19 protein-coding genes and 1 pseudogene are annotated in these 20,713 nt (G+C 59.1%); 11 read left to right on the forward strand and 9 right to left on the reverse strand.

All coding sequences use genetic code 11. The features are described from left to right. Positions 1 to 24 precede the first annotated feature (24 nt). Positions 25 to 357 (forward strand): annotated as a pseudogene (locus H8S56_RS01320) (LysR substrate-binding domain-containing protein); the annotation flags it as partial. Here H8S56_RS01320 and H8S56_RS01325 read toward each other — a convergent pair. Continuing rightward, positions 354 to 1,271 carry a LysR family transcriptional regulator gene (locus H8S56_RS01325; RefSeq protein ID WP_024695281.1) on the reverse strand — a complete coding sequence of 306 codons (918 nt, stop codon included), beginning with the start codon at positions 1,269 to 1,271 and terminating at the stop codon, positions 354 to 356. The pseudogene H8S56_RS01320 and the gene H8S56_RS01325 overlap by 4 nt on opposite strands. Before the next feature lie 129 nt (positions 1,272 to 1,400). Here H8S56_RS01325 and H8S56_RS01330 point away from each other — a divergent pair, with 129 nt between their 5' ends. The 3 genes from H8S56_RS01330 (at position 1,401) to H8S56_RS01340 (ending at position 4,121) form a co-directional block, all read left to right on the forward strand. Then, positions 1,401 to 2,159: a 5-oxoprolinase subunit PxpA gene (locus H8S56_RS01330; RefSeq protein WP_024695280.1), complete on the forward strand. Its 759-nt coding sequence runs from the start codon at positions 1,401 to 1,403 to the stop codon at positions 2,157 to 2,159. 118 nt (positions 2,160 to 2,277) lie between these two features. After that, positions 2,278 to 3,150 carry a 5-oxoprolinase subunit B family protein gene (locus H8S56_RS01335; RefSeq protein WP_024686931.1) on the forward strand — a complete coding sequence of 291 codons (873 nt, stop codon included), beginning with the start codon at positions 2,278 to 2,280 and terminating at the stop codon, positions 3,148 to 3,150. Continuing rightward, complete coding sequence (locus tag H8S56_RS01340) at positions 3,147 to 4,121, forward strand: 5-oxoprolinase subunit C family protein (RefSeq protein WP_187517632.1); 975 nt, start codon at positions 3,147 to 3,149, stop codon at positions 4,119 to 4,121. Before H8S56_RS01335 ends, H8S56_RS01340 begins: the two co-directional genes overlap by 4 nt. A 23-nt stretch (positions 4,122 to 4,144) precedes the next feature. On the opposite strand, the gene H8S56_RS01345 is transcribed toward H8S56_RS01340, so the two are convergent. Continuing rightward, positions 4,145 to 4,741: a TetR/AcrR family transcriptional regulator gene (locus H8S56_RS01345; protein ID WP_187517633.1), complete on the reverse strand. Its 597-nt coding sequence runs from the start codon at positions 4,739 to 4,741 to the stop codon at positions 4,145 to 4,147. A gap of 207 nt (positions 4,742 to 4,948) precedes the next feature. Between H8S56_RS01345 and H8S56_RS01350 the strand changes: the two genes are divergently transcribed. Beyond that, positions 4,949 to 5,356: a hypothetical protein gene (locus H8S56_RS01350; protein ID WP_187517634.1), complete on the forward strand. Its 408-nt coding sequence runs from the start codon at positions 4,949 to 4,951 to the stop codon at positions 5,354 to 5,356. Between the two features lie 179 nt (positions 5,357 to 5,535). Here H8S56_RS01350 and H8S56_RS01355 read toward each other — a convergent pair whose 3' ends face one another. Continuing rightward, positions 5,536 to 6,810: a glucarate dehydratase family protein gene (locus H8S56_RS01355; protein WP_187517635.1), complete on the reverse strand. Its 1,275-nt coding sequence runs from the start codon at positions 6,808 to 6,810 to the stop codon at positions 5,536 to 5,538. Positions 6,811 to 6,829: 19 nt separating this feature from the next. Further along, positions 6,830 to 8,173: an MFS transporter gene (locus H8S56_RS01360; RefSeq protein WP_187517989.1), complete on the reverse strand. Its 1,344-nt coding sequence runs from the start codon at positions 8,171 to 8,173 to the stop codon at positions 6,830 to 6,832. A 139-nt stretch (positions 8,174 to 8,312) separates the two neighbouring features. On the opposite strand from H8S56_RS01360, the gene H8S56_RS01365 reads away from it, so the two are divergent. Both H8S56_RS01365 and H8S56_RS01370 read left to right on the forward strand, forming a co-directional pair. Continuing rightward, positions 8,313 to 9,215: a LysR substrate-binding domain-containing protein gene (locus H8S56_RS01365; protein WP_187517636.1), complete on the forward strand. Its 903-nt coding sequence runs from the start codon at positions 8,313 to 8,315 to the stop codon at positions 9,213 to 9,215. Positions 9,216 to 9,366: 151 nt separating this feature from the next. Beyond that, entirely contained in the window at positions 9,367 to 10,050 is a 684-nt protein-coding gene (locus tag H8S56_RS01370) for a hypothetical protein (protein ID WP_024686941.1), read from the forward strand. A 15-nt stretch (positions 10,051 to 10,065) separates the two neighbouring features. Here the strand turns inward: H8S56_RS01370 and H8S56_RS01375 are convergent, their stop codons facing one another. Both H8S56_RS01375 and H8S56_RS01380 read right to left on the reverse strand, forming a co-directional pair. Then, positions 10,066 to 11,829, reverse strand: coding sequence for a S8/S53 family peptidase (locus H8S56_RS01375; RefSeq protein WP_187517637.1), 1,764 nt, complete (start codon positions 11,827 to 11,829; stop codon positions 10,066 to 10,068). A gap of 121 nt (positions 11,830 to 11,950) precedes the next feature. After that, complete coding sequence (locus H8S56_RS01380; protein WP_187517638.1) at positions 11,951 to 12,955, reverse strand: nucleoside hydrolase; 1,005 nt, start codon at positions 12,953 to 12,955, stop codon at positions 11,951 to 11,953. A gap of 331 nt (positions 12,956 to 13,286) precedes the next feature. Here H8S56_RS01380 and H8S56_RS01385 point away from each other — a divergent pair, with 331 nt between their 5' ends. Further along, positions 13,287 to 15,230, forward strand: a complete 1,944-nt coding sequence (locus H8S56_RS01385) for a putative bifunctional diguanylate cyclase/phosphodiesterase (protein WP_187517639.1) — start codon at positions 13,287 to 13,289, stop codon at positions 15,228 to 15,230. A 118-nt stretch (positions 15,231 to 15,348) separates the two neighbouring features. After that, positions 15,349 to 16,059 carry a GntR family transcriptional regulator gene (locus H8S56_RS01390; protein WP_024686945.1) on the forward strand — a complete coding sequence of 237 codons (711 nt, stop codon included), beginning with the start codon at positions 15,349 to 15,351 and terminating at the stop codon, positions 16,057 to 16,059. On the opposite strand, the gene H8S56_RS01395 is transcribed toward H8S56_RS01390, so the two are convergent. The 3 genes from H8S56_RS01395 to H8S56_RS01405 form a co-directional block, all read right to left on the reverse strand. After that, positions 16,060 to 17,010 (reverse strand): PDR/VanB family oxidoreductase, encoded by a 951-nt coding sequence (locus tag H8S56_RS01395; RefSeq protein WP_024686946.1) that lies wholly within the window; start codon positions 17,008 to 17,010, stop codon positions 16,060 to 16,062. 14 nt (positions 17,011 to 17,024) lie between these two features. Further along, the gene (locus tag H8S56_RS01400) at positions 17,025 to 18,089 is read right to left on the reverse strand and encodes an aromatic ring-hydroxylating oxygenase subunit alpha (RefSeq protein WP_187517640.1); all 1,065 of its coding nucleotides are present in this window, start codon (positions 18,087 to 18,089) and stop codon (positions 17,025 to 17,027) included. Positions 18,090 to 18,280: 191 nt separating this feature from the next. Then, a complete protein-coding gene (locus H8S56_RS01405) occupies positions 18,281 to 19,159 on the reverse strand; it encodes a LysR family transcriptional regulator (protein ID WP_187517641.1) in 879 nt (292 codons plus the stop codon). A 128-nt stretch (positions 19,160 to 19,287) separates the two neighbouring features. Here H8S56_RS01405 and H8S56_RS01410 point away from each other — a divergent pair, with 128 nt between their 5' ends. Beyond that, entirely contained in the window at positions 19,288 to 20,049 is a 762-nt protein-coding gene (locus tag H8S56_RS01410; RefSeq protein WP_187517642.1) for a gamma-glutamyl-gamma-aminobutyrate hydrolase family protein, read from the forward strand. Between the two features lie 102 nt (positions 20,050 to 20,151). Further along, a complete protein-coding gene (locus H8S56_RS01415; RefSeq protein WP_024686950.1) occupies positions 20,152 to 20,700 on the forward strand; it encodes a cupin domain-containing protein in 549 nt (182 codons plus the stop codon). Positions 20,701 to 20,713: the final 13 nt, after the last annotated feature.

A 20,713-nucleotide genomic window follows, 5' to 3' on the forward strand; every position in this document is an offset into this window, starting at 1 on the left:
CGCTGGTAGGTCTTTTATTCGTGCACCGGCAAGGCGTTGCCGTACGCCATGCACCGTGGCGAGGAGAGCATTCATGTTCATGGCCGTTATGTGCTGGCGGTGGACGATGGCAACGCGTATCTGGCTGCCGGACTCGCAGGCATGGGCATCATCTGGCTGCCGGATTATATGGCCCGGCCTCACGTGGACAATGGCGACCTCGTGTCATTGTTTGAAGACTGGCTTATGGATTCGATGCCGATGTACGTGGCGTTTCCGCCCAACCGGCATGTCAGCGTCAAGGTGCGGGTATTCATCGACTGGGTGGCTGAATTAATGGCCGAGCATGCGCCTCTCAAGACCCCTGGCACAGCCTAGCGGCGTGCTGACAGCTGTTGCGGTGCCAGAAAGGCATCGTGAAAATACTGACGAAACGCTTGCATCGCGGGCGTAAAAGCACGTTCGCGGTGCCAGGCAAGGCCCACGCTCATGGGCGTCACCTTGTCAGTCACCGTAATGGTTTCAATGCGCTTGCCCTCAAGCGACCAGGGCCTGTGCACCAGGTCTGAAAGAATCGCCACGCCGCTGCCGTTGGCGACCATGCTGCGCACAGCCTCGACCGAACTGGTGCGCACCCGCACGGCAGGTGTCTGACGCGCCAGTTTCCAGTAGCGCATTGCACTCTGCTCGGCTTCATCGACCGTCAGCAGGATATACGGCTCCTTGGCCACATCGGCAAGGCTCACCATATCGCGCTGGCATAACGGGTGATGGCTGGGCAGCCAGAGACGCCGCTCAGAGTTAAACAGCGTTTCGGACACGATATCCGCATGGGTGATGTTTTCCGTGAGCACCACGGCCATGTCGAAGCAGCCCTCCAGCAAGCCTTGTTCGATGGCCTGGCGCTCCTGTTCATGGACCTGAATCGAAACGTCCGGGTGCCAGTGTTCCAGCCGTTGCAGGTGGTGTGGCAGAAAATAACCGATCACGGTGTAACTGGCGGCCAGGCGCAGCAAACCGCTGGCGCGCACGTCAGGCAGTGGACTGTTCAGCGCATCATCGACGCTGCGCAGGATCACGTAGGCGCGGTTAAGAAAGTGCCGTCCGGCATCCGTCAGCGTCATGCCCTGAGCTGAGCGCTGAAACAACAGGCTGCCCAGGATGTGCTCCAGTTCCTTGATCGCCGTGGTCACCGCCGACTGGGAAATATTGAGGTGAATGGCCGCCTGAGAGATCTGCCCGATTTCGGCAGTAGCGACAAAATAGCGAATCTGGCGAAGGGTGAGAGACATCGGCGTTCCTTCAGGCAGCCATCTGTTTTTCGAATAAAGGGCTATCTGTTAATAGATCTACCCAAGGGGGTAGCGAGGAATCTAACGTTGTCCGGGCGATATCGCAATTTGATGTCAGGAGGGCGCGACATGCGGACAGTCGATTTCAATTCGGACATGGGTGAAAGCTTCGGTGCCTGGACCATTGGTGATGGTGTGGATACCGAACTCATGAAGTACATCAGTTCAGCCAACGTGGCGACCGGTTTTCACGCGGGCGACCCCGGCACCATGCGCCGCACCGTCGAACAGGCCAAGCGCCTCGGGGTTGCGGTCGGCGCGCATCCAGGCTTCCACGATCTGGTCGGGTTCGGCCGTCGCCATATTCAGGCACCGGCGCAGGAGCTGGTGGACGACATGCTTTACCAGCTTGGTGCCCTGAGAGAAATCGCTCGTGCTCAAGGCGTAAAGCTGCAACATTTCAAGCCTCACGGTGCGTTGTACATGCACCTGGCCCGCGACGAAGAGGCGGCGCGGCTGCTGGTCGAAAACCTGCAGCGTCTGGAGCCTGAACTGCTGCTGTACTGCATGCCAGGTTCGGTGATCTGCAAGATCGCGCAGGATCTGGGGCAGCCGGTCATTCGTGAGTTCTACGCTGACCGGGCTTACGATCTCAGCGGCTCGATTGTCTTTACCCGAAACGTTCAGGCTTATGACCCGGCAAAAGTCGCGGCGCGTGTGCTGCAAGCCTGCCAGGAAGGCATCGTGCGCACGGTCGAAGACGAAGACCTGAGCATCGAATTCGATTCCATTTGCCTGCACAGCGACACACCGGGTGCGCTGGACCTGGCCGAAGCCACGCGCAAGGCGCTGGATAACGCTGGCATTCAGGTAAAGGCTCCCCGTTGATCACGCAAGGACATCCGGCACGCAGAGGCCGGGTCCCGTTACCATTTATTGCCTGCCGTTCTCCAATCCATACAAGAGGGACAGACATGGCCGACTATCAATCCAGCGGAGGACGGGCATGAACGATCCGATCCGCTACAGTTTTGGCGCTGATGAACACCTGTTTGCCGAAGTCAGCGAAAGCATGTCGCTGGAAGCCTTTTTCAAGGGAATGGCGGTGACCCGGGCCGTCGAACGGTTGCAGCTCGACGGCGTGCTGGATGTCTGCCTGGCCAATGCCTCGTTCCAGATTCGTTTTGACCCGGACCGCATAGCGCCGCAAGCCTTGCTTGATGCGGTGCGAAGCGCAGAAGCGGGTGCTGTCGCGGAACGTACGCTGCAGACCCGGATTATCGAGATTCCGGTGCTGTACAACGATCCCTGGACCCATGAAACCCTGATGCGCTTCCGTGACCGCCATCAGGATCCGAGCGCCACGGACCTTGAGTATGCGGCGCGGATCAATAACCTGGCCGACGTCGACGCGTTTATCGCCGCGCACAGTGGTGCGCCGTGGTTCGTGTCGATGGTGGGCTTCGTTGCCGGCCTGCCATTCATGTTCCAGATGGTCGAGCGTGAGCGCCAGTTGCAGGTCCCCAAATACCTGCGCCCGCGCACCGATACGCCCAAACTGACCCTGGGTCATGGCGGCTGCTTTGGCTGCATTTACTCGGTGCGCGGTGCGGGTGGTTATCAGATGTTCGGCGTCACGCCCGCCCCGATCTACGACCCGCAGCAGCAATTGGCCTACCTGAAAGAGCACATGGTGTTCTTCAGGCCGGGCGATATCGTGCAATTCAAGCCCATTGACCGCGAAGCCTACGATCTGGCCGTCGCCGAAGTGGACGCAGGACGCTTCGATTTGCGGATCCGTTCGGTCGAGTTTTCGCTCGACCGTTTTCTGGCCGACCCGGCCGGTTATCCAGCTTCATTGCAGGAGGTGCTGGCATGATCAAGGTGCTTAAACCGGGACTGGCGACTTCTGTTCAGGATCTGGGCCGTGAAGGCTATTACCACTTGGGCATTCCTCCGTCGGGCGCGCTCGATCAGTATGCGCTTAGCGCGGCCAACCATCTGGTTGGCAACCCCCCGGGCGCTGCCGGTCTTGAGTGCACACTGGTCGGGCCTGAGCTGGAGTTTCAATGTGATGCGCTGGTGGCGGTGTGCGGCGCGCACATGACGCCTCGTGTGGATGGCAAGGACATGCATCACGACACGGCGTTTGAAGTAAAGGCCGGGCAGGTGCTGCGCTTTGACTTCCCCAAGGATGGCGCTCGTGCCTATCTGGCGGTGGCGGGCGGTATCGACGTGCCGTTGGTGTTGGGCAGTCGCTCGACTTACACCCTGGGCGCGTTGGGCGGTTTTGAAGGGCGACGTCTGGCGGTCAATGATCAATTGCCGATTGGCGCACCCAGCGGCAAAGGCCGGGCGGGGGCCAGCCTGCCGATGGCCTTGCGTCAGTCGCTGGGTGGCGAAGTCTATCTGCGCGTGGTGCCGGGGTTGTATTACGAACGTCTGACCGAATATGCGGCAACCAGCTTTTTCTCCGAGTCCTGGACGGTCGGTTCGGAGGCCGATCGTATCGGCTATCGCTTCAAGGGCGGCAAGGCACTGACGTTTCAGCCACGTGAACAGCCTTTTGGCGCGGGTTCCGACCCTTCCAACATCGTCGACAGTTGCTATCCGATCGGCTCAATCCAGGTGCCGGCCGGCCTGGAACCCATTGTGTTGCACCGCGATGCGGTGTCCGGCGGCGGTTACGCGATGATCGGCACGGTGATCAGCGCCGACCTCGACCTGATTGGTCAGATGCAGCCGAATCAGAAGGCCCGCTTCATTGCCGTGACCCTGGAAGATGCCTTGCAGGCGCGCAAGTCGTACAAGAAGAAACTGGCGTGCCTGAGTCGGTTGTTTGATGCCTGACGTTGCGCACTGAAACCAGTGCGCTAACTGTTGGCGTCACTGCTGTCGGACAACTTGCTGGCTCGGGCGAGCATCGTCGTGCGGCACGCATCGAGGATCTCGTCCGCAAGCTTTGAATCACCGGGTACGGCGCGTGACAACATCACCGCGCCTACCGCATGGGCCAGCATGTCCAGCAGCGCTGCGCGTGAAGCGTTCGGATCGTCGTCCGGGTGCATCGTTGCGCCGGATGCCAGGTTGGCCAGCAGCTGTTCGATACCATTGGCGAAAGTGTTTTTGACGTCGTCCGACTGACGCGATGCGTCACCGCCAAGCGCGGCCAGGGTGCAGCCGGTTGCAACATCGTCGCGATGCCGCCTGCTCAGGTAATACTCAATGAAGCGGGCAGGGCTCACGCCCGCTGATTGCTCCACGTTTTCTGACAGGCTGCACGCCGCTGCTTCAGCCATCAGGTCCGCCTTGGACCCAAAGTGCTTATAGAAACCGCCATGGGTGAAACCGGCTTCGGCCATCAGGTCTGCAACCCCGATACCGTCATAACCGTGCTTGCGAAACTGCACCGATGCGGTCTCGACAATGTGCGCGCGGTTTGCTTGCGCCTGCGCTTTGGTAACCCTCATGAAGTGCCTCGATTCGTCTGCGATCCAATATGAGCGCACTATAGCATTGATGTTAACCGTCATTAAAAGTGGCTAATGATGATCATAATCTCGGCAGGTCTTGGCGCTCTATGCCTGGCCACCTCCATGCAAGAGGTTTCCTGAAGATCGTCTAGCCGGAATCACCCTACACTGCAGACTCCAATCACTTACGCATGAGTAAACCGAATGAAGTTTCGTCACCTCGCGACCTTGAGCGCCTTTCTGTTCTGGGCGCTTGCGGTTGTCTGGATGTTTGCCCCCGCGCAGATGCTGGCGAACTGGGGGGTTGGGTTTTCCAACGAGACTGGGCTGGTCAGCCGCCGCGCCGCGGCCTTGTATATGGGGTTTGGCGTGATGTTCTTTCTGGCCAGAAACGCCGCGCCATCGGTTATCCGGTCGGCGCTGGTGAGCGGTTTTGTCACGGCCTGCCTGATCCTCGCCGCACTTGGGGTATTTGAGTGGACGTCGGGCCATGCCAGTTCGGGGATTCTGGCCGCAGTGCTGGTTGAGGTCCTGTTGTCGCTGGCGTTTGTATTCGTACAGCGCCGCGACCAGGAATGCGTGCTGAACCGTGGGAGTGAGCCTGCTCGCTAGGGCAATGGTACAAGCTATGTATGCTATGGCGTCGCGCCAGGCTTTTCGCGAGCAAGCTTGCCCACAGAAGCCCGTGTCGTTCAGCAATTTGCATGGCATTTGAGAGGACGCGGCAAGCCGCCTCCTCGGTCATCTGTGTGCTGCGAAACACCCGACAGTCAGTGACACACAAGCCCACTTTAATACCTGGGTTTCACCGCCTTCCACTCCGGTTTGTATTTCTGCATCTGCCTCACGTCATCACGCTGGCGGATACCGCAGCTCAAGTACTGGTCGTTGAGTTTGCCGAGCTGGTCGTAGTCCAGTTCAAGCCCCAGACCTGGCTCGCGGGTGAGTTTCACGCAGCCGTCGACAATAGGCAGCTTGCCACCTTTGATGACTTCTTCGTCCGGCTCCTGCCACGGGTAATGGGTGTCGCAGGCGTAGTCGAGGTTGGGCACGGACGCCGCGACGTGGGTCATGGCCATGAGGCTGATACCCAGGTGCGAGTTGGAATGCATTGATACGCCCAACCCGAAGGTGTCGCACATTTTGGCCAGCGCCTGGGTATCGCGCAGTCCGCCCCAGTAGTGGTGGTCGGCGAGCACGATCTGCACGCTGTTCAAGGCAACGCTGCGACGGAATTCGTCGAAGTCGGTGACCACCATGTTGGTCGCCAGCGGCAGACCGGTGCGTTTATGCAGTTCGGACATGCCGTCCAGACCCGGCGTCGGGTCTTCGTAGTACTGCAGGTCGTCACCCAGCAGCTCAGCCATGCGAATCGAAGTTTCCAGCGACCAGTTGCCGTTGGGGTCGATGCGCAGCGGGTAGCCGGGAAAGGCTTTTTTCAGGGCCTTGATACAGGACACTTCATGCTCCGGGTCCAGTGCGCCAGCCTTGAGTTTGATGCTTTTGAACCCGTAGGCCTCGATCATGCGCCGGGCCTGAGCCACGATCTGTTCTTCGCTCAGCGCCTCGCCCCAACTGTCCGGTGCATAAGGGGAGTCGGCGTGCTGCGTGTATTTGAAGAACAGGTAGGCACTGAACGGCACCTGATCGCGAACCGCTCCCCCCAGCAAGTCAACCAGCGGCACGTTGATCGAGCGTGCCTGCAGGTCGAGAAACGCCACTTCGAAGGCTGAATAGGCGTTGCTCACTGCTTTGCTGGCGTGGGAGCCGGGTGCCAGTTCCGCGCCGGCCAGGCTGGCCGGTTTGTGCGCTGCCACGGTTGCCTGAACGATGCTGCGCAGCTGACTGAGGTTGAACGGGTCGACGCCGATAAGCTGATGCTGCACCTGTTGCTGAATCGCCAATGCCGGGGCGTCGCCATAGCTTTCGCCGAGACCGATGTAGCCGGTGTCGCTCTCGATCTCGATGATCGAGCGCAGCGCGAAGGGTTCGTGGATACCACTGGCGTTGAGCAACGGCGGATCGCGGAAGGCGATGGGGGTGACAGTAACGCGGATGATTTTCAAAGGGCAGTCTCCCGGACGATCAGGGTTTGAGGCTTGAATGGGTGCCGAGCGGGCCAGTGGCGTGCAACGTGACCGGCTCAGCCTTGGACGGGTGGTGCGCATTACCTCGCGGCGTAGTGCGGGCAAAGAAGATCACGATGGCTGCCAGCAGGGACGTTGCCGCCAGCCCATAGAGACCGCCTTGAATGGAGCCGGTGGTCTGTTCCAGAAACCCGAATGCGGTGGGCGCCACGAAGCCACCCAGGTTACCGATGGAGTTGATGAGGGCGATCACGGCGGCAGCGATGCGTGCATCCAGATAGCCTTGCGGGATCGGCCAGAACAGCGCCGATGCAGCCTTGAAACCAATCGCGGCAAAGCAGATGGCAACAAAGGCAAAAACCGGCCCGCCGGTGGTGGACATGAACATGCCGAATGCTGCGATCACCAGCGTCACGGCCACCCAGGCCTGTTGATGCTTGAAGCGTGCGGCCAGCGCTGCGAAGCCGTACATGGCGACAATCGAGATGAGCCACGGCACCGAGTTGAACAGCCCCACTTCGAAGTCGCTCAGGCTGCCCATCTTGCGAATCATGCTCGGCAGCCAGAAGGTGGCACCGTAGATGGTCAGCGCCACGGAAAAGTAGATGAAGCAGAACAGCATGATCTGCCGATCAGCCAACAGTTTGAACATCGAAGGCTTGACCGTTTGCGTCGCTTCACGGGCGCGCTGCTCTTCGGCGATGGCGTTGACCAGCGTAGTTTTTTCTTCCTCGGTGAGCCACTTGGCTTCGTGAGGATGGGACTGCAACCAGAACCAGACGAAACCGCACAGCACAATCGAGGCGAAGCCTTCAATCAGAAACATCCACTGCCAGCCATGCAGGCTCAGGCCGCTGATGCCCAGCAGTGCGCCGGATAACGGACCCGAAATCACCGAGGCGATGGCCGACCCGCTCAAAAACAGCGCCATGGCTTTGCCGCGATCACTGGCGGGCAGCCACTGTGTGAAGTAATAAATGATGCCGGGGAAGAAACCTGCCTCGGCGGCACCGAGTACAAAACGCAGCACATAGAAGCTGGTTTCGCCCTGAACGAAGGCCATGGCCATCGCGGCTGCGCCCCAGGTGAACATGATGCGCGTCAGCCAGGCGCGAGCGCCGTAACGTTGCAACAACATGTTGGACGGGACTTCGAACAACGCATAGCCAACGAAGAACAGACCTGCACCGAGCCCGTAGGCCGCAGCGCCAATGCCCAGATCAGTTTCCAGATGGCTGCGCACAAAGCCGATATTGACTCGGTCGATGTAATTGACGATGAACATCACCACGAACAGCGGTAGTACGTGGCGCTTCACCTTGCTGGCCGCACGGGCAAGCACCGTGGGGTCCGACGCGTAAGGGACGGTATTCAAAGGGCGACTCCCATCTATTGTTTTTTTGGGGATGAGCCGATCATGGACGCTGGTATTATTCCCGTCTAATCTAGATTGTGATTTGATTGATACCTGGAATGAATCAATGTTCGAGCTGGCACAACTTCGCTGCTTCACCACGGTGGCCACGGAATTGAATTTTCGTCGGGCCGCTGAACGTCTGAATATGACCCAGCCGCCGTTGAGCCGACAGATTCAACTGCTTGAGCACAACCTGGGCGTCGAGTTGTTCACGCGCAGCACTCGCAGCGTGGCGCTGACGGCAGCGGGTCGAGCATTTTTCATTGAAGCGCAGACGTTGCTGGAGCGTGCACAGCAGGCGGCCATTTCCGCACGACGCTTTGCTGAAGGTGACATCGGCTCCGTGACGATCAGCTTCGTTGGCAGTGCGGTCTACGAGTTCTTGCCCAAGGTGATCACCGAAGCCAGGCTCAACCAGCCACAGGTGAAGATATCCCTCACCGAGATGAATACCTACCAGCAGCATGAAGCGCTCAGGGCGCGGCGTATCGACCTGGGTATCGTGCGTGCGCCGTTGTTTCAGCCAGGTTATGAGACTGAATGCCTGGTACGTGAGCCGTTCGTGCTCGCGGTGCCCGGCAGTCATCCGCTGGCGCAGGCCGCGTCGGTGGCGGTCGAGGATCTGGATGGCGTACCGTTTCTGATGTATTCGCATTCGGCCTATCCGCCGTTCAATGAGTTGCTGACCGGCATGTTTCGTTCGGCCCGCGTGGCACCCGAGTACGTGCAATGGCTGGGCTCGTCGTTGACCATTCTGGCGCTGGTCAATGCGGGCATGGGCCTGGCGTTGGTGCCGCGCTGCGCGACCAATGTGGTGTTCAAGGATGTGGTGTTTCGCGAGATCGATCTGGGCGAGGGCGTGCAAAGCGAGCTGCATCTGGTGTGGCGTACCGACAACGATAATCCGGCGTGCATCATGCTGCTGGAAGCCATTCGTGCAGCAGTGAGGGGTGATACGAATATTTGACGTTATTTGCGCCGAAACCCCATGCGACTCATGGCCGTCTACTATCATTCGTTCAATCGATAGTCACCATCAAGAAAGGCAAGTTCTGTTTTTTTGGCAAAGGAGGAGGATGGCGTCATAGCCACTTGCTCCGCACAAAAGGAAACGAACGATGAAAATTTTCAACCTGCTGACATTTGTCGCTGTTTTGATCAGTGCGCCTTTGGCCACCTCATCCGTTTCCGCTGCCAGTCAGGTCAACGACGCGCAGGTTTGCCACTTTCAACCGGTGATGGACAGCACGACCAGCCTTCAGCACTCGCAATCGGTGGGAGTGCTCTATAGCGAGAACACCGTCAGTAACCTCCAATACCTGAACAACTACCACGCTGTCGCCCAGCGCAGCGCTCGCAATAACGCGCTGGACTCGCGCATCCGTGATGCGTTCATCAACAGCTCGGACCCCAAACTGGCCATCGACTGGTTAACAGGGTCTTTGCAGAAAACATTCGCCTCGGTGACGGTTTACGACAATCTGGATGCACTGATGCAGGGGCGGCCTGACGTGGTCGTGATGCTGGACACCTACAACCAGCTGGTGAGCAAGCGCAACAGTCAGGTTGAGGCGCGTTACCTGGCGCGATTCTACGATGCGAACCTTCAATATATCGGCAAGGCAGAAGGCGCGACCGGCAAGCAAATGCCTTCCGTCTGGGTGCAGGGCAAGGCCGCTCCTGAAATTGCGGCGCAGATCGATCAGCAACGCGAGTTGCAGGTGACGGCCTTGAAGCAGTTCGACGCATCGCTCAAGGCCCTGGTCATGCAGGCAAAGCAGGATCAGGTCGCAGCCAACTGAACCCCGTCCCGTGACTCATCGCACCCGATCAAGGCTCTGCACCGAAAGGTCCAGAGCCTTTTGCATGTCCAGGCGCGCCGAGCGTCCCACGTCTTTGTCATGCCGTTTGAATTCACGTTCCGAGGGCAGGATCGGGGCGGTCAGGTCGTCGGCGCCTACCGGTTCAAAGTCATAGTTGCTGCCGATGGTCATGGCGCTGCGGCGCAGCAGCATGCGGATCTGCTCGGGCGTGAGTCTGGGGTTGATCGATAGCATGGCCGCGACCATGCCGGTGACCATGGGTGTGGCGTAAGAGGTGCCGCAATGCACCGCACCTTGTTCGCCAGCCTTGGCGGTCGAGGCGCGCGTGCAGGCCGACGCCATGATGTCGACCCGCATGTCGACATTGGAAGATGCGCGCTTTTCAACGTAAGCCGGGTCATCCACGGCGACATCATCGCGCTCCGTGCGCTGATGGCCGCCCACCACCAGCAACTGGTCAGTGATGAACGAGGAGGGCAGGCGGTATTCGTCAGTGCTGGAAAAGGACGAGCCGTTGCCAGCCGAGTTCACCACCATGACGTCCGGGTGTTTCTCGCGCAGCCAGAGGAAGAACTCTTCCAGCAGCTCTTCATAGCCGGACATCGCAAGCCCCGAACGGATCAGCGAGTCGACGTCATCACCCTCGATGTTTTTGGCACCGATGCGATGAATGCCCCAGCTCCAGTTCAACACCCTGACGCCGTCCTCGACCAGATTGACCGAGGCCGCGACGTTGGCCGTGATGCCGGCGTCGGAGTTGCGCTCTACGATCACATCAAAGCCCTGACTGGCACCATCCAGCGATCTGAGAAAACCGGTGTTGCCGCCTTCAGCAGTATTGGCCGCCAGAATGCCGGTCACCGTAGTGCCGTGCCCGTCGGGTTTGCGGGCATCCCTGGCGAACACGCAAGTGCGCGGTGCACCGCTGTGGCAGTCGCCCCGGTAGTCGGCGAAATCCGGGCTGTCGAAGTCTACGTCGCGTTCGATAATGCCGATGCGGATCGGAACCGGCGTGATAGGGGAAGCCTTGCCGGGAATCCTGCGCTGGTAGTAGTTGACCGCGTCCATGAAGCGGTTGGCGGTCCATTGCTCACGCGTTGGTTTCTCCTGCTTGCCGTCCGACGGTGGTGCCTCGCCTTCAGCGGCTTCGGCCTGGGACTCTTCAATTACCACAGCGTCGACACTCACCTCGCTGCCCATGCGCAGCACCATCGCGTCGCGCTCCACCAGATTCTTTGTCGGCAGACGCAACTGCCAGGTGTTGAGCGGGGCAATCGAGCCGACCACCGTTGCGCCGAATTTCTGCGCGATCCTCTGAGCTTCTTCACGCCCGTTGAAGCGTTCTTCGATGATCAGGCTGATCAGGTTGACGTAGGTGGTCAGCCCATCCATGTTTTTTGCGACCTCATCTGGTGTTGCGGCCACGACATGATTGCCGGCCATGCTCAGCCACACCGCGTTGCTGCTGTTGCCCGACTGCTGCAACCAGAGCGGACCGCTTGGCCAGTCCGCGTAGTCGAGTTGCACACGCAGACGCTGGCCATCGCGCTGGATGGCCGACTCTGGAACGGTCTTGCCGCCGACTTTGATCCCGATCGGGCCTTCGCCTATACCGGCTGCGCTCAGGCAGAACGTCTGCTGCTGTCTATCGAGCAGGTCATCACAGCGTTGCAGGCGCTCGATGCGCAGCGAGTCGTCGGCAAGGGCGAGTGATGAGCAGGTGAGTGTGGCGGCAACCAACAGGGTACGACTGAACATGCGCAAATCCTGAGCAAAGCGTGAAGTAGCCTTCTGACTGCTTGGCGTCTCACATGGTTCAGGATGACCGGGTCAAGTCTGTGCCCGAGCAGGACGCTTGGGCACAGCATGCAACGCAACGTCAATTCAACGGACGATTGATGACTTGGGCGAAGTTCGTGGCGAAAGCGGTTTGTGAAACGCCCGTGACGAAGGCGATAGGCCGTGAGCCGCTGTCTTTCACCAACGTCTGTCCGCAGTGGTTGTCGTGTTCAGAGCTGGTCGTGTCGACCGCAAGGTACTCGGTGTTGGTCTTGGTGGCGCTGATGCCACGCGCCATCAGCAGGGTCGCCAACGGGTCGAAGATCGGTACCGGCAAGCTGCCTTCGGCATGGCTGCCAGACTTGATCTCCAGCACTTCACGCACAAGGGTCGCGACGGGATCGGTGGCGGTGATCAGCTTCGAATAGGACGGGTCGAGCACCACCTGGTTGCACACGTCCAATGGCACCAGCGTGAGTGGCAGTTCGGAGTCGAACACGATCCTGGCGGCCACTGCGTCCACGAAAACATTCCACTCTGCATAATAGTTGCTGCTGTAGGCAGGCCCCTGATCCCAGATCGCTTGCGCGTTGTTTAAAGCCGCGACGTTGCCGTCTACATACACTGCGCCTGCCATGGCGTAAATGCCGTCGAGCCTGGCGAAGTCCTGCGGGCCGGTACTCATCGACAGCATCTTTGCAATATTGGTAAAACCGCCCAGCGACAGAATCGTGATCGGGTCCTGGCTGTTCTTGATTGTTTCAAACAGGAACGTCCAGGCGTTGGCCTCTGACAAAGCGGGGAGTTGCGCAGGGTTCAACGAACCCAACAGCCCCATGACACCATTCATGTCGTTCTTGAAGTCCTGTGGGAACCGGTAGTCATGCGCCAGGGGTATATCGGTGCCGCGGGCGACGACAGTGTCGAGCCGGTTGCCGATACCCAGCAAATGCTGGGCAATGATCACGCCCCAACCCAGATCCGTTTCGCCACAGCCGGTGACTGTGATGCCGACGATGTCGATGTCCGGCCTTTTCATCAGGTACGCGATGGACAGTACGTCGTCCCAGCCCATATCCGTGTCAATGATAACTTTCCTGTTCATGTTACTTCTCCGTGTGCTGTGGCGTGGGCGTAGAGGTTTTAAAGACACCGGCGAAAAAAGTTGTGGCGCGAGTGTATTTCAGTCGTTCGGTTTAATCAGCCATGCTTTTAAAAGGCGGTTGATATATACAACAGCTTCCGGTGTCCGTCGAGGCACTGGCCGGCGGTAAAGTTGGAAATGATGTGATTTAAAAACGGATCAGGAATAAGGTTCGTATTAAAGAAACAGCGCAAATGGCCGAGAGACTGACAAGCGCGCCGCACGTTGCCCGGCCCGCATGATTTGCAGCAAGCCACGTGCGCTTTGACTGTGGTAACAGAGAAGCCTTGCGATGCTGAAAAAACTGTTGGGTACGCTGCGTACCTTGATGTCGGTGCCCGCTCATAATCCGAGGCTGCTTCAGGCGCAATACGTTGCGTTGTCCCGTCAATTGCCGTTGATGTACTTCGTGCTGTTGGTGAACACCTGGGCGCTCGCATTCACTCACCGTACCGCGCCGCTGTGGCTGACCCTTCTGGTTCCTGCGCTGCTGACGCTGGTGTGCGGGATTCGTGCTCGTATGTGGCTGCGCACGGTCAATAGAATTCCGTCCGAATCCATCATTCTCGCCACCTTGCGCAGCACCAACGGCCTGGCGGGCATCATTGCAGCCGCGTTTGCCGGCTGGTCACTGGCGCTGTATCCCTATGGCGATGCCTACGCCCAGGCGCATGTGGCCTTTTTCATGGGCATCACCGTGATCGTGTGCATTTTCTGCATGATGCACCTGCAGCCTGCGGCCTTGACCACCGCGGTGGTGGTGAATGCGGCCTTCGTGGTGTTCTTCGCCTCGACCCATAACATGATCTTCATCGCCACGGCGGTGAACATCGTGCTGGTGTCGATCGGCATGCTGATTATCCTTCGCTATCAGTACCGCGACTTCAAGAGTCTGGTGAACGTACAGTTAAAGACCGAGCGGCTGAGCAACGAAAATCTGCTGCTGGCTAATCAGGACAGCCTGACCGGACTGCCCAACCGACGTCAGTTCTTTCAGACGCTGGACCTGGCCATGAGTCAAGCGCTGGAGCAGGGCACGGGGCTTGCGGTCGGTGTGCTGGACCTGGACGGTTTCAAACCGGTGAATGATCTGTACGGTCATCGCACGGGCGATCAGTTACTGATCATGGTGGCCGAGCGTTTGAGGGCAGTGGTGAGTGACACGGTGCACGTGTCGCGGTTGGGAGGCGACGAGTTTGCCCTGGTCATCAAGGGCAATATCAGCAACGATGCTTTGCTGGCGCTGGGCAAGCGCTTGTGCGATCAGATGCATGACAACTTCCAGTTGCTGGACATGCCGATTCAGATCGGCGCCACTTTCGGCATTGCGACATACCCGGCAACGGCCGACAACGCGACACAGTTGTTCGAATACGCTGACTACGCGCTCTATCAGGGGAAAAACCACAACCAAGGCACGACCTGTCTGTTCTCGACCGCTCACCGCGAGCAGTTGCATGCCGATGGCGTGACGGAACAGGCGTTGCGGCGGGCCAACCTCGAAACCGAGTTCTACGTGCTGTTTCAGCCAATCATGGAAAGCTGCAGTCGCGAGACGGTGGCGTTTGAAGCGCTCGCTCGCTGGAACAGCCCTGAGCTGGGTCCGGTATCTCCGGCACGTTTCATTCCAATTGCCGAGCGTATTGGCATGATCAACAAGCTGACTGCGCCCTTGTTGACCCTCGCGCTGCAGAAAGCGCTTTCCTGGCCGGACCCTATCAGGCTGGCGTTCAACCTGTCGGCTCATGATTTTGCGACCTGTGAGAGCGTCAATCTGATTGTCGGGATCATCGAGAACAGCGGTTTTGATCCCTCGCGACTGGACCTTGAGATCACCGAGACGGCCGTGATGCAGGATATCGTCCAGGTCCAGCAAGCCGTCGCCCAGTTTCGTCAGCTGGGTTGTGGCATATCGCTGGACGATTTTGGTACGGGCTTTTCGAGCCTCAGCCAGTTGCATGCCCTGGCACTGACCAAGCTCAAAATCGACCGCAGCTTTGTGACCGGTGTGCATGACAATCCGGCGAGCTACAAGATCGTGAAATCGCTGGTGGCGTTGAGCCTGGACATGTCGCTGGGTTGCGTCATCGAAGGCGTGGAGACGCAAGAGGAACTCACCACTTTGCAAACGCTGGGCTGCACGATGGTTCAGGGCTATTTTTACAGCCGCCCGATCAGCTTTGAAGACACGCTCAAATGGCTCGAAATACCGGATGAAGAACGCAGTTTCGGGTGAGCGGATCGTGGCCGTGCGCCGTATTGAGGAACGACCCTTATCAGCGCGGCAGGCGCGCAGGAAACGATCGCTCTCAGGGCTGTTATCATGCGCCCGTCCTTTTTGCGGAACCCCGTCCATGAGCAAACCCGGCCAGACCGTCCTTGTAGCGCTGCGAAGAATGATCGCTTCAGGTGAACTGGCGGCTGGAGAGCGCCTGATGGAAGTCCCCACTGCCGAGCGATTCGGCGTTTCGCGCATGCCGGTACGCATGGCGTTCCGCACGCTTGAGCAGGAAGGGCTTCTGGTGCCGTTTGGCGGTCGTGGGTTTCAGGTGCGCTCGATCAGCGCGCATGAGATTGCGGGCGCGGTTGAAGTGCGCGGGGTATTAGAGGGACTGGCTGCTCGGCAGATGGCTGAAATCGGGATCAGCCAGCAAGCCAGGGATGAGCTTGAAACCTGCCTGATCCAGGGTGATGCCCTGTTCGCCAAAGGCTTCGTGACCGAGGATGACCTTGAGGTCTATCACGACCTGAACATGCGCCTGCATAAAGTCATTGTGGAAGGCAGCGGCAACCCGGCCATTGCCGATGCTCTGGCGCGCAACGATCATCTGCCGTTTGCTTCGGTTACTGCTCTGGCAGTGGACCGGAACGATCTGGTGCGTGAATTCCGGCGCTTCAACTTTGCCCACATGCAACATCACGCAGTGGTGGATGCATTGGTCAACGGTCAGGGGGCGCGAGCCGAAGCCATCATGCGCGAGCACGCCAACGCGACATTGCGTTACGCCGAGATCTTCGGCGGCGGCGTCCATGAGCGCATGAAGGTCATTCAGCGTTCCGATTAATCAGATATCAAGTACCAGCAACGGCGTTTTCGATCGCGAGCAGCAGGGCGTGAACTGGTCGTTGAGCGCTTGCTCGGCCTCGGTGAGAAACAGGTCCCGGTGATCGGGTACGCCTTTCAAGACCCGCGTCAGGCACGTTCCGCATACGCCTTGTTCGCATGAAAGCGGTATGTCGATGCCATTGCTTTCCAGCACTTGAGCGACTGTCTTGTCGGCTGGAACGTTGAACACCTGTCCTGTGCTGCCGACTTCGACCGAAAAGCTGCCATCGCTGCTGGTATCCACCGGCGCGGCGGTGAAGTACTCGCGATGCAGTTGCTCATCCGACCAGCCCTGAGTGCGCGCGCTGTCGAGGATGTGCTGCATGAAACCGTTTGGCCCACAGACATACACATGGGCGTTCGCGTCGGGACCGGCCAGAATCGCCAGCGCGTCAAGCCGGGTTTCCGGGCGATCATCGAAGTGCAGACTGACGTTGTCGGCAAACGCAGATTGCTGCAGGCGCTCGGTAAAGGCTGCACGGTCAGCGGAACGGGCACAGTAATGCAATTCGAAAGGCTCGCCATGCTGCGCCAGATGCTCGGCCATACAAAGGATCGGCGTAATGCCAATACCACCCCCGAACAGCAGGGTGCGACTGGCATTTTGTGCGAGAGCAAACAGGTTTCGCGGTTCGCTGATGCGCAAGTGAGCGCCGGGATGGATCTGTTCATGCAAGGTGCGTGAGCCGCCTCGAGAGGCAGGATCGTTAAGCACGCCGATCAGGTAGCGATGACGCTCGTCAGGCGCATTGCACAGTGAGTACTGCCGGATCGGGCCATCAGGCACATGCACGTCGATGTGCGAGCCGGCAGTGAAGGGCGGCAACATACCGCCATCCGTTCTCACCAGTTCATAGCTGCAGATGTCCAGTGCTTCGTCAGTACGCGATAACACGGTCACGTCGATCATGTCGCACCTCGGATTCACTTCAGGTTGGCCACAGGAATCTGGCTGGCGACCGCTGCCTGTTCGGCGGCGATCAGACGCTCCAGAATTTTGCGTGACTGCACGCCGCCGGCGTCTATGTTGAGCTTGAGCAGGTTGCGATGCGGGTGTTCAAGCAGGTTTTGTTGTTGGCGCTCAAGCATTTCCAGATCCTCTGTGAAAATCTTGCCTTGGCCTTCGCGAATGCTCGCCGTCAGTGCTTCATCCTGAGGATTGAAGTTGCGCGCCATGCCCCAGAAGTACCATATCGAGGTATCGGTTTCGGGCGTGATGAAGTCGACCACGATGCTTGAGGCTTTAAATTCGTGGGGCGCGTTGTAACCGCCTTTGCCGGCATGGGCGACACCGACTTCGATCAAAACGTGGCTTGGCGGTGTGAAGCGGCAGATCTGCCAGCGGTCTACCGGTACATCATCGGCCAGGTTGTTGCCGCGCAGCGCCATTTTCCAGAACGGTGGGGGCATGATGTTTTCCATGTGCCGCGCGGTGATGACTTCCTCGCCCTCGACGGTGGTCACGGGTGGCGCTTCGTCGATTTCCTTCTGTCCGATGCTGGAGGCATGGACGTAGGTTTCGTGGGTGAGGTCCATCAGGTTGTCGATCATCAGGCGATAGTCGCACTGAATATGGAACAGGCCTCCGCCATAGGCCCACTCGTCACTGACAGCCCATTCCAGGTGGTGGATCAACGCCGGGTCAGCTTTTTCCTGCTCACCTGGCCACACCCAGATGAACCCGTAGCGTTCGACGGCAGCAAAGGTCTTGTTGCACGGAAAACCCCGTACTCGCTGGCCGGGCATGGCGGCGGTCTTGCCATCGCCCCCCATCACCAGTCCGTGGTAACCGCACACCAGTTGTCCGTTTTCGACATACCCCAGAGAAAGCGGGGCACCACGGTGCGGGCAGAAGTCCTCGAGCGCCACGATCTGCTGGTTCGGATCGCGGAAGAAGACCATCTTCTCGTTGCAGATTTGCCTGCCGAGCGGCTTGTCAGTCACTTCATCCGCTGAACAGGCGACGTACCACGTATTTTTGGGGTGCATGAGGACTCTCCACGGCTCGATGTTGTTTTTATGGATCCATCAGGGCTTGCCAGATGTGTGGCTGGAGATATTAATGCCACAAGAAATGGGAAATTAAAATGATTAAGTTGATTAACTATTATTTAATGGATCCATTGAGCTGGCTATAGGAGGTTGTGGCTTGCAGGCGATATGGACGCGATCAGTGCGGTTCAGGGCTGTAGCGCATCGCGCAGCAAGGGGGCGAGTTCGTCGAGCAGGGTCTGGACAGAACGCAGGGCGCGGCAGTCCGGGCGGGTGAGCAGCCACAGGTCGGTGCTGCAACCGTCGAGTGGACCGCTCAAGCGCTCAACGCCGGCGAGCGCCCGAGCGGTGAAGTCGGTCAACGCGGCGACACCGAGTCCAGCACTGACCAGTTGCGATACAGCCGACATGCTGCTGCAGCGGTAACGGGGCACAACGTCCGGGAACGCCTGACGGCGCCAGGTCACGGACGTGTGGTCAGGCATCGATTCGTCAGGACTGATCCACGGGACAGATGTGGGTGCAGCTTGTAGCGCGTCGCGAAAATCGGGTAAACCGCACATAACATAGTCAGCCGCGCCGATACGTCGACCCACCAGATGCTCGGGTGGCGTATTGGTCAGACGCAACGCAATGTCGGCGTCGCGTCGGCTCAGGTTGGCGAACGAATTGGATGTGGCCAGCTCCAGGGTCAGCGCCGGGTAGTTCGGCATGAAGCGGGCGAGGGCGGGCAGCAGAAGGTCGTGTAACACGGCGTCTGTGCAGGTCAGTCGCACGGTACCGCTCACGACGTTTTCGCCCTGCTGCAAGGCAATTCGCGCAGCGTTCAGGGCAAGTTCGGCGCGTTCAGCCTGTTCGGCCATCGCTGTGGCGGTATCGGTCGGTATGTAGCCGCGCCGGCTCTTTTCGAACAACGCAACGCCCAGCGCGGACTCAAGCCGCTTGATGGAGCGAAAGGCTGTGGAAATGTCGACGTCCAGTAATTCCGAGGCTCGCGCCAGGGTTCGCCCTCTGACCAGAGCAAGCACCAGTGAAAGATCTGAGTAGCTGACCTCGTATTGCGTCATTGCACAGTTCCTTTGCCTGAATGCCCATGTAGATTGCGTAGCTGACTATCCTAGACTGGTTTCAATTGCGCCGGGAAGTCACTTTTCGAGGCTCCTCGGCGCTCATTTTTATACGGCAGGGCTGAATCATGTCTCGACTTCCTCTGATTGGCGTCACTGCGTGTCGCCAGCAACTGGGCAAATACTCCTCGCATACGGCAGGTGACAAATATGTTGAGGCAGCTGGATTCGCGGGTATTCCGGTAATTTTGCCTGCGCTGGATGTGCCGATCGAACCGGCACGGTTGCTGGAGCAACTGGATGGCCTGCTGTTCACCGGCTCGCCGTCCAATGTCGAACCCCACCACTACAACGGCACTCCCAGCGCCGAGGGCACCGCGCATGATGTGTTCCGGGATCGCAACACGCTGCCGTTGCTGAGGGCCGCCATCGCGCAAGGGGTGCCAGTGCTGTGCATCTGCCGAGGCTTCCAGGAACTCAACGTGGCGCTGGGCGGCAGTCTGCATCAGCGCGTGCAGGATCTGCCCGGTTATCTGGATCATCGCGAGCCGGAGAGCGACGTGGTCGCCGAGCAGTATGTGCCGCAGCATGACGTGTCTGTGCAGCCGGGCGGGGTGCTTGACGCGTTGGGGCTTGCGCCTGGCTTTGCAGTCAACAGCCTTCACAGCCAGGGCATCGACCGACTGGCGTCGGACTTGCGCGCCGAGGCGCTGGCACCTGATGGCCTGGTGGAGGCCGTCTCGATGCCGGGTTCGTCGGGTTTCGTGCTGGGCGTACAGTGGCATCCGGAGTGGGCCTTCAGAGATAACCCAGTATCCCTGCGAATGTTCGAGGCGTTCCGTGACGCTTGCGAGAAATATGCCCGTGAGCGATCAGCGATCAACTACTGAGCTATGCGGACAAACGTGATTTAATATCCGGCTCTATGGCAGCGGGCGCTTTCAAAATGCCCAGCCTGATCTCCACCGGATATTTTTCACATAAGGCCGCTAATGGATACGGGAGCACGACTCAAGCTGGTGCGTGAAAGCTACAAGCTGTCCCAACGCGAACTCGCCAGACGCAGTGGTGTGACCAATGCCACGATTTCTCTGATTGAACAGAATCGTGTCAGCCCATCAATCAGCTCTCTGAAAAAGCTGCTGGAAGGCATTCCCATGTCCCTCGCAGACTTCTTTACCTTTGATCAGCCGCCCGGTCAGGATCAATACGTGTTTCGTGCCGGCGACCAGCCCGATCTGGGCCGCAACGGCGTGCGTCTGCTGTTGGTCGGTGCCACGTTGCCAAGCAGACAGATGCGATTTCTGCGCGAGCAGTACGCACCTGGTGCTGACTCCGGTGAGGAGCCAATCGTGCACAGCGAAGGCGAGGAGTGCGGTCTGGTCACGCGCGGTACGGTCGAGCTGACCATCGACGGTCAGGTCAATATTCTCGGGCCCGGCGATGGCTACTATATACCCACCACCTTGCCGCATCGTTTCCGCAACATCGGTCAGGATGAAGCGGAAATCATCAGCGCCAACACGCCTGCCAACTTTTGATCACCTTCGCCCA

It is taken from the genome of Pseudomonas triticifolii, from assembly GCF_014358015.1.
Lineage (GTDB): Bacteria > Pseudomonadota > Gammaproteobacteria > Pseudomonadales > Pseudomonadaceae > Aquipseudomonas > Aquipseudomonas triticifolii.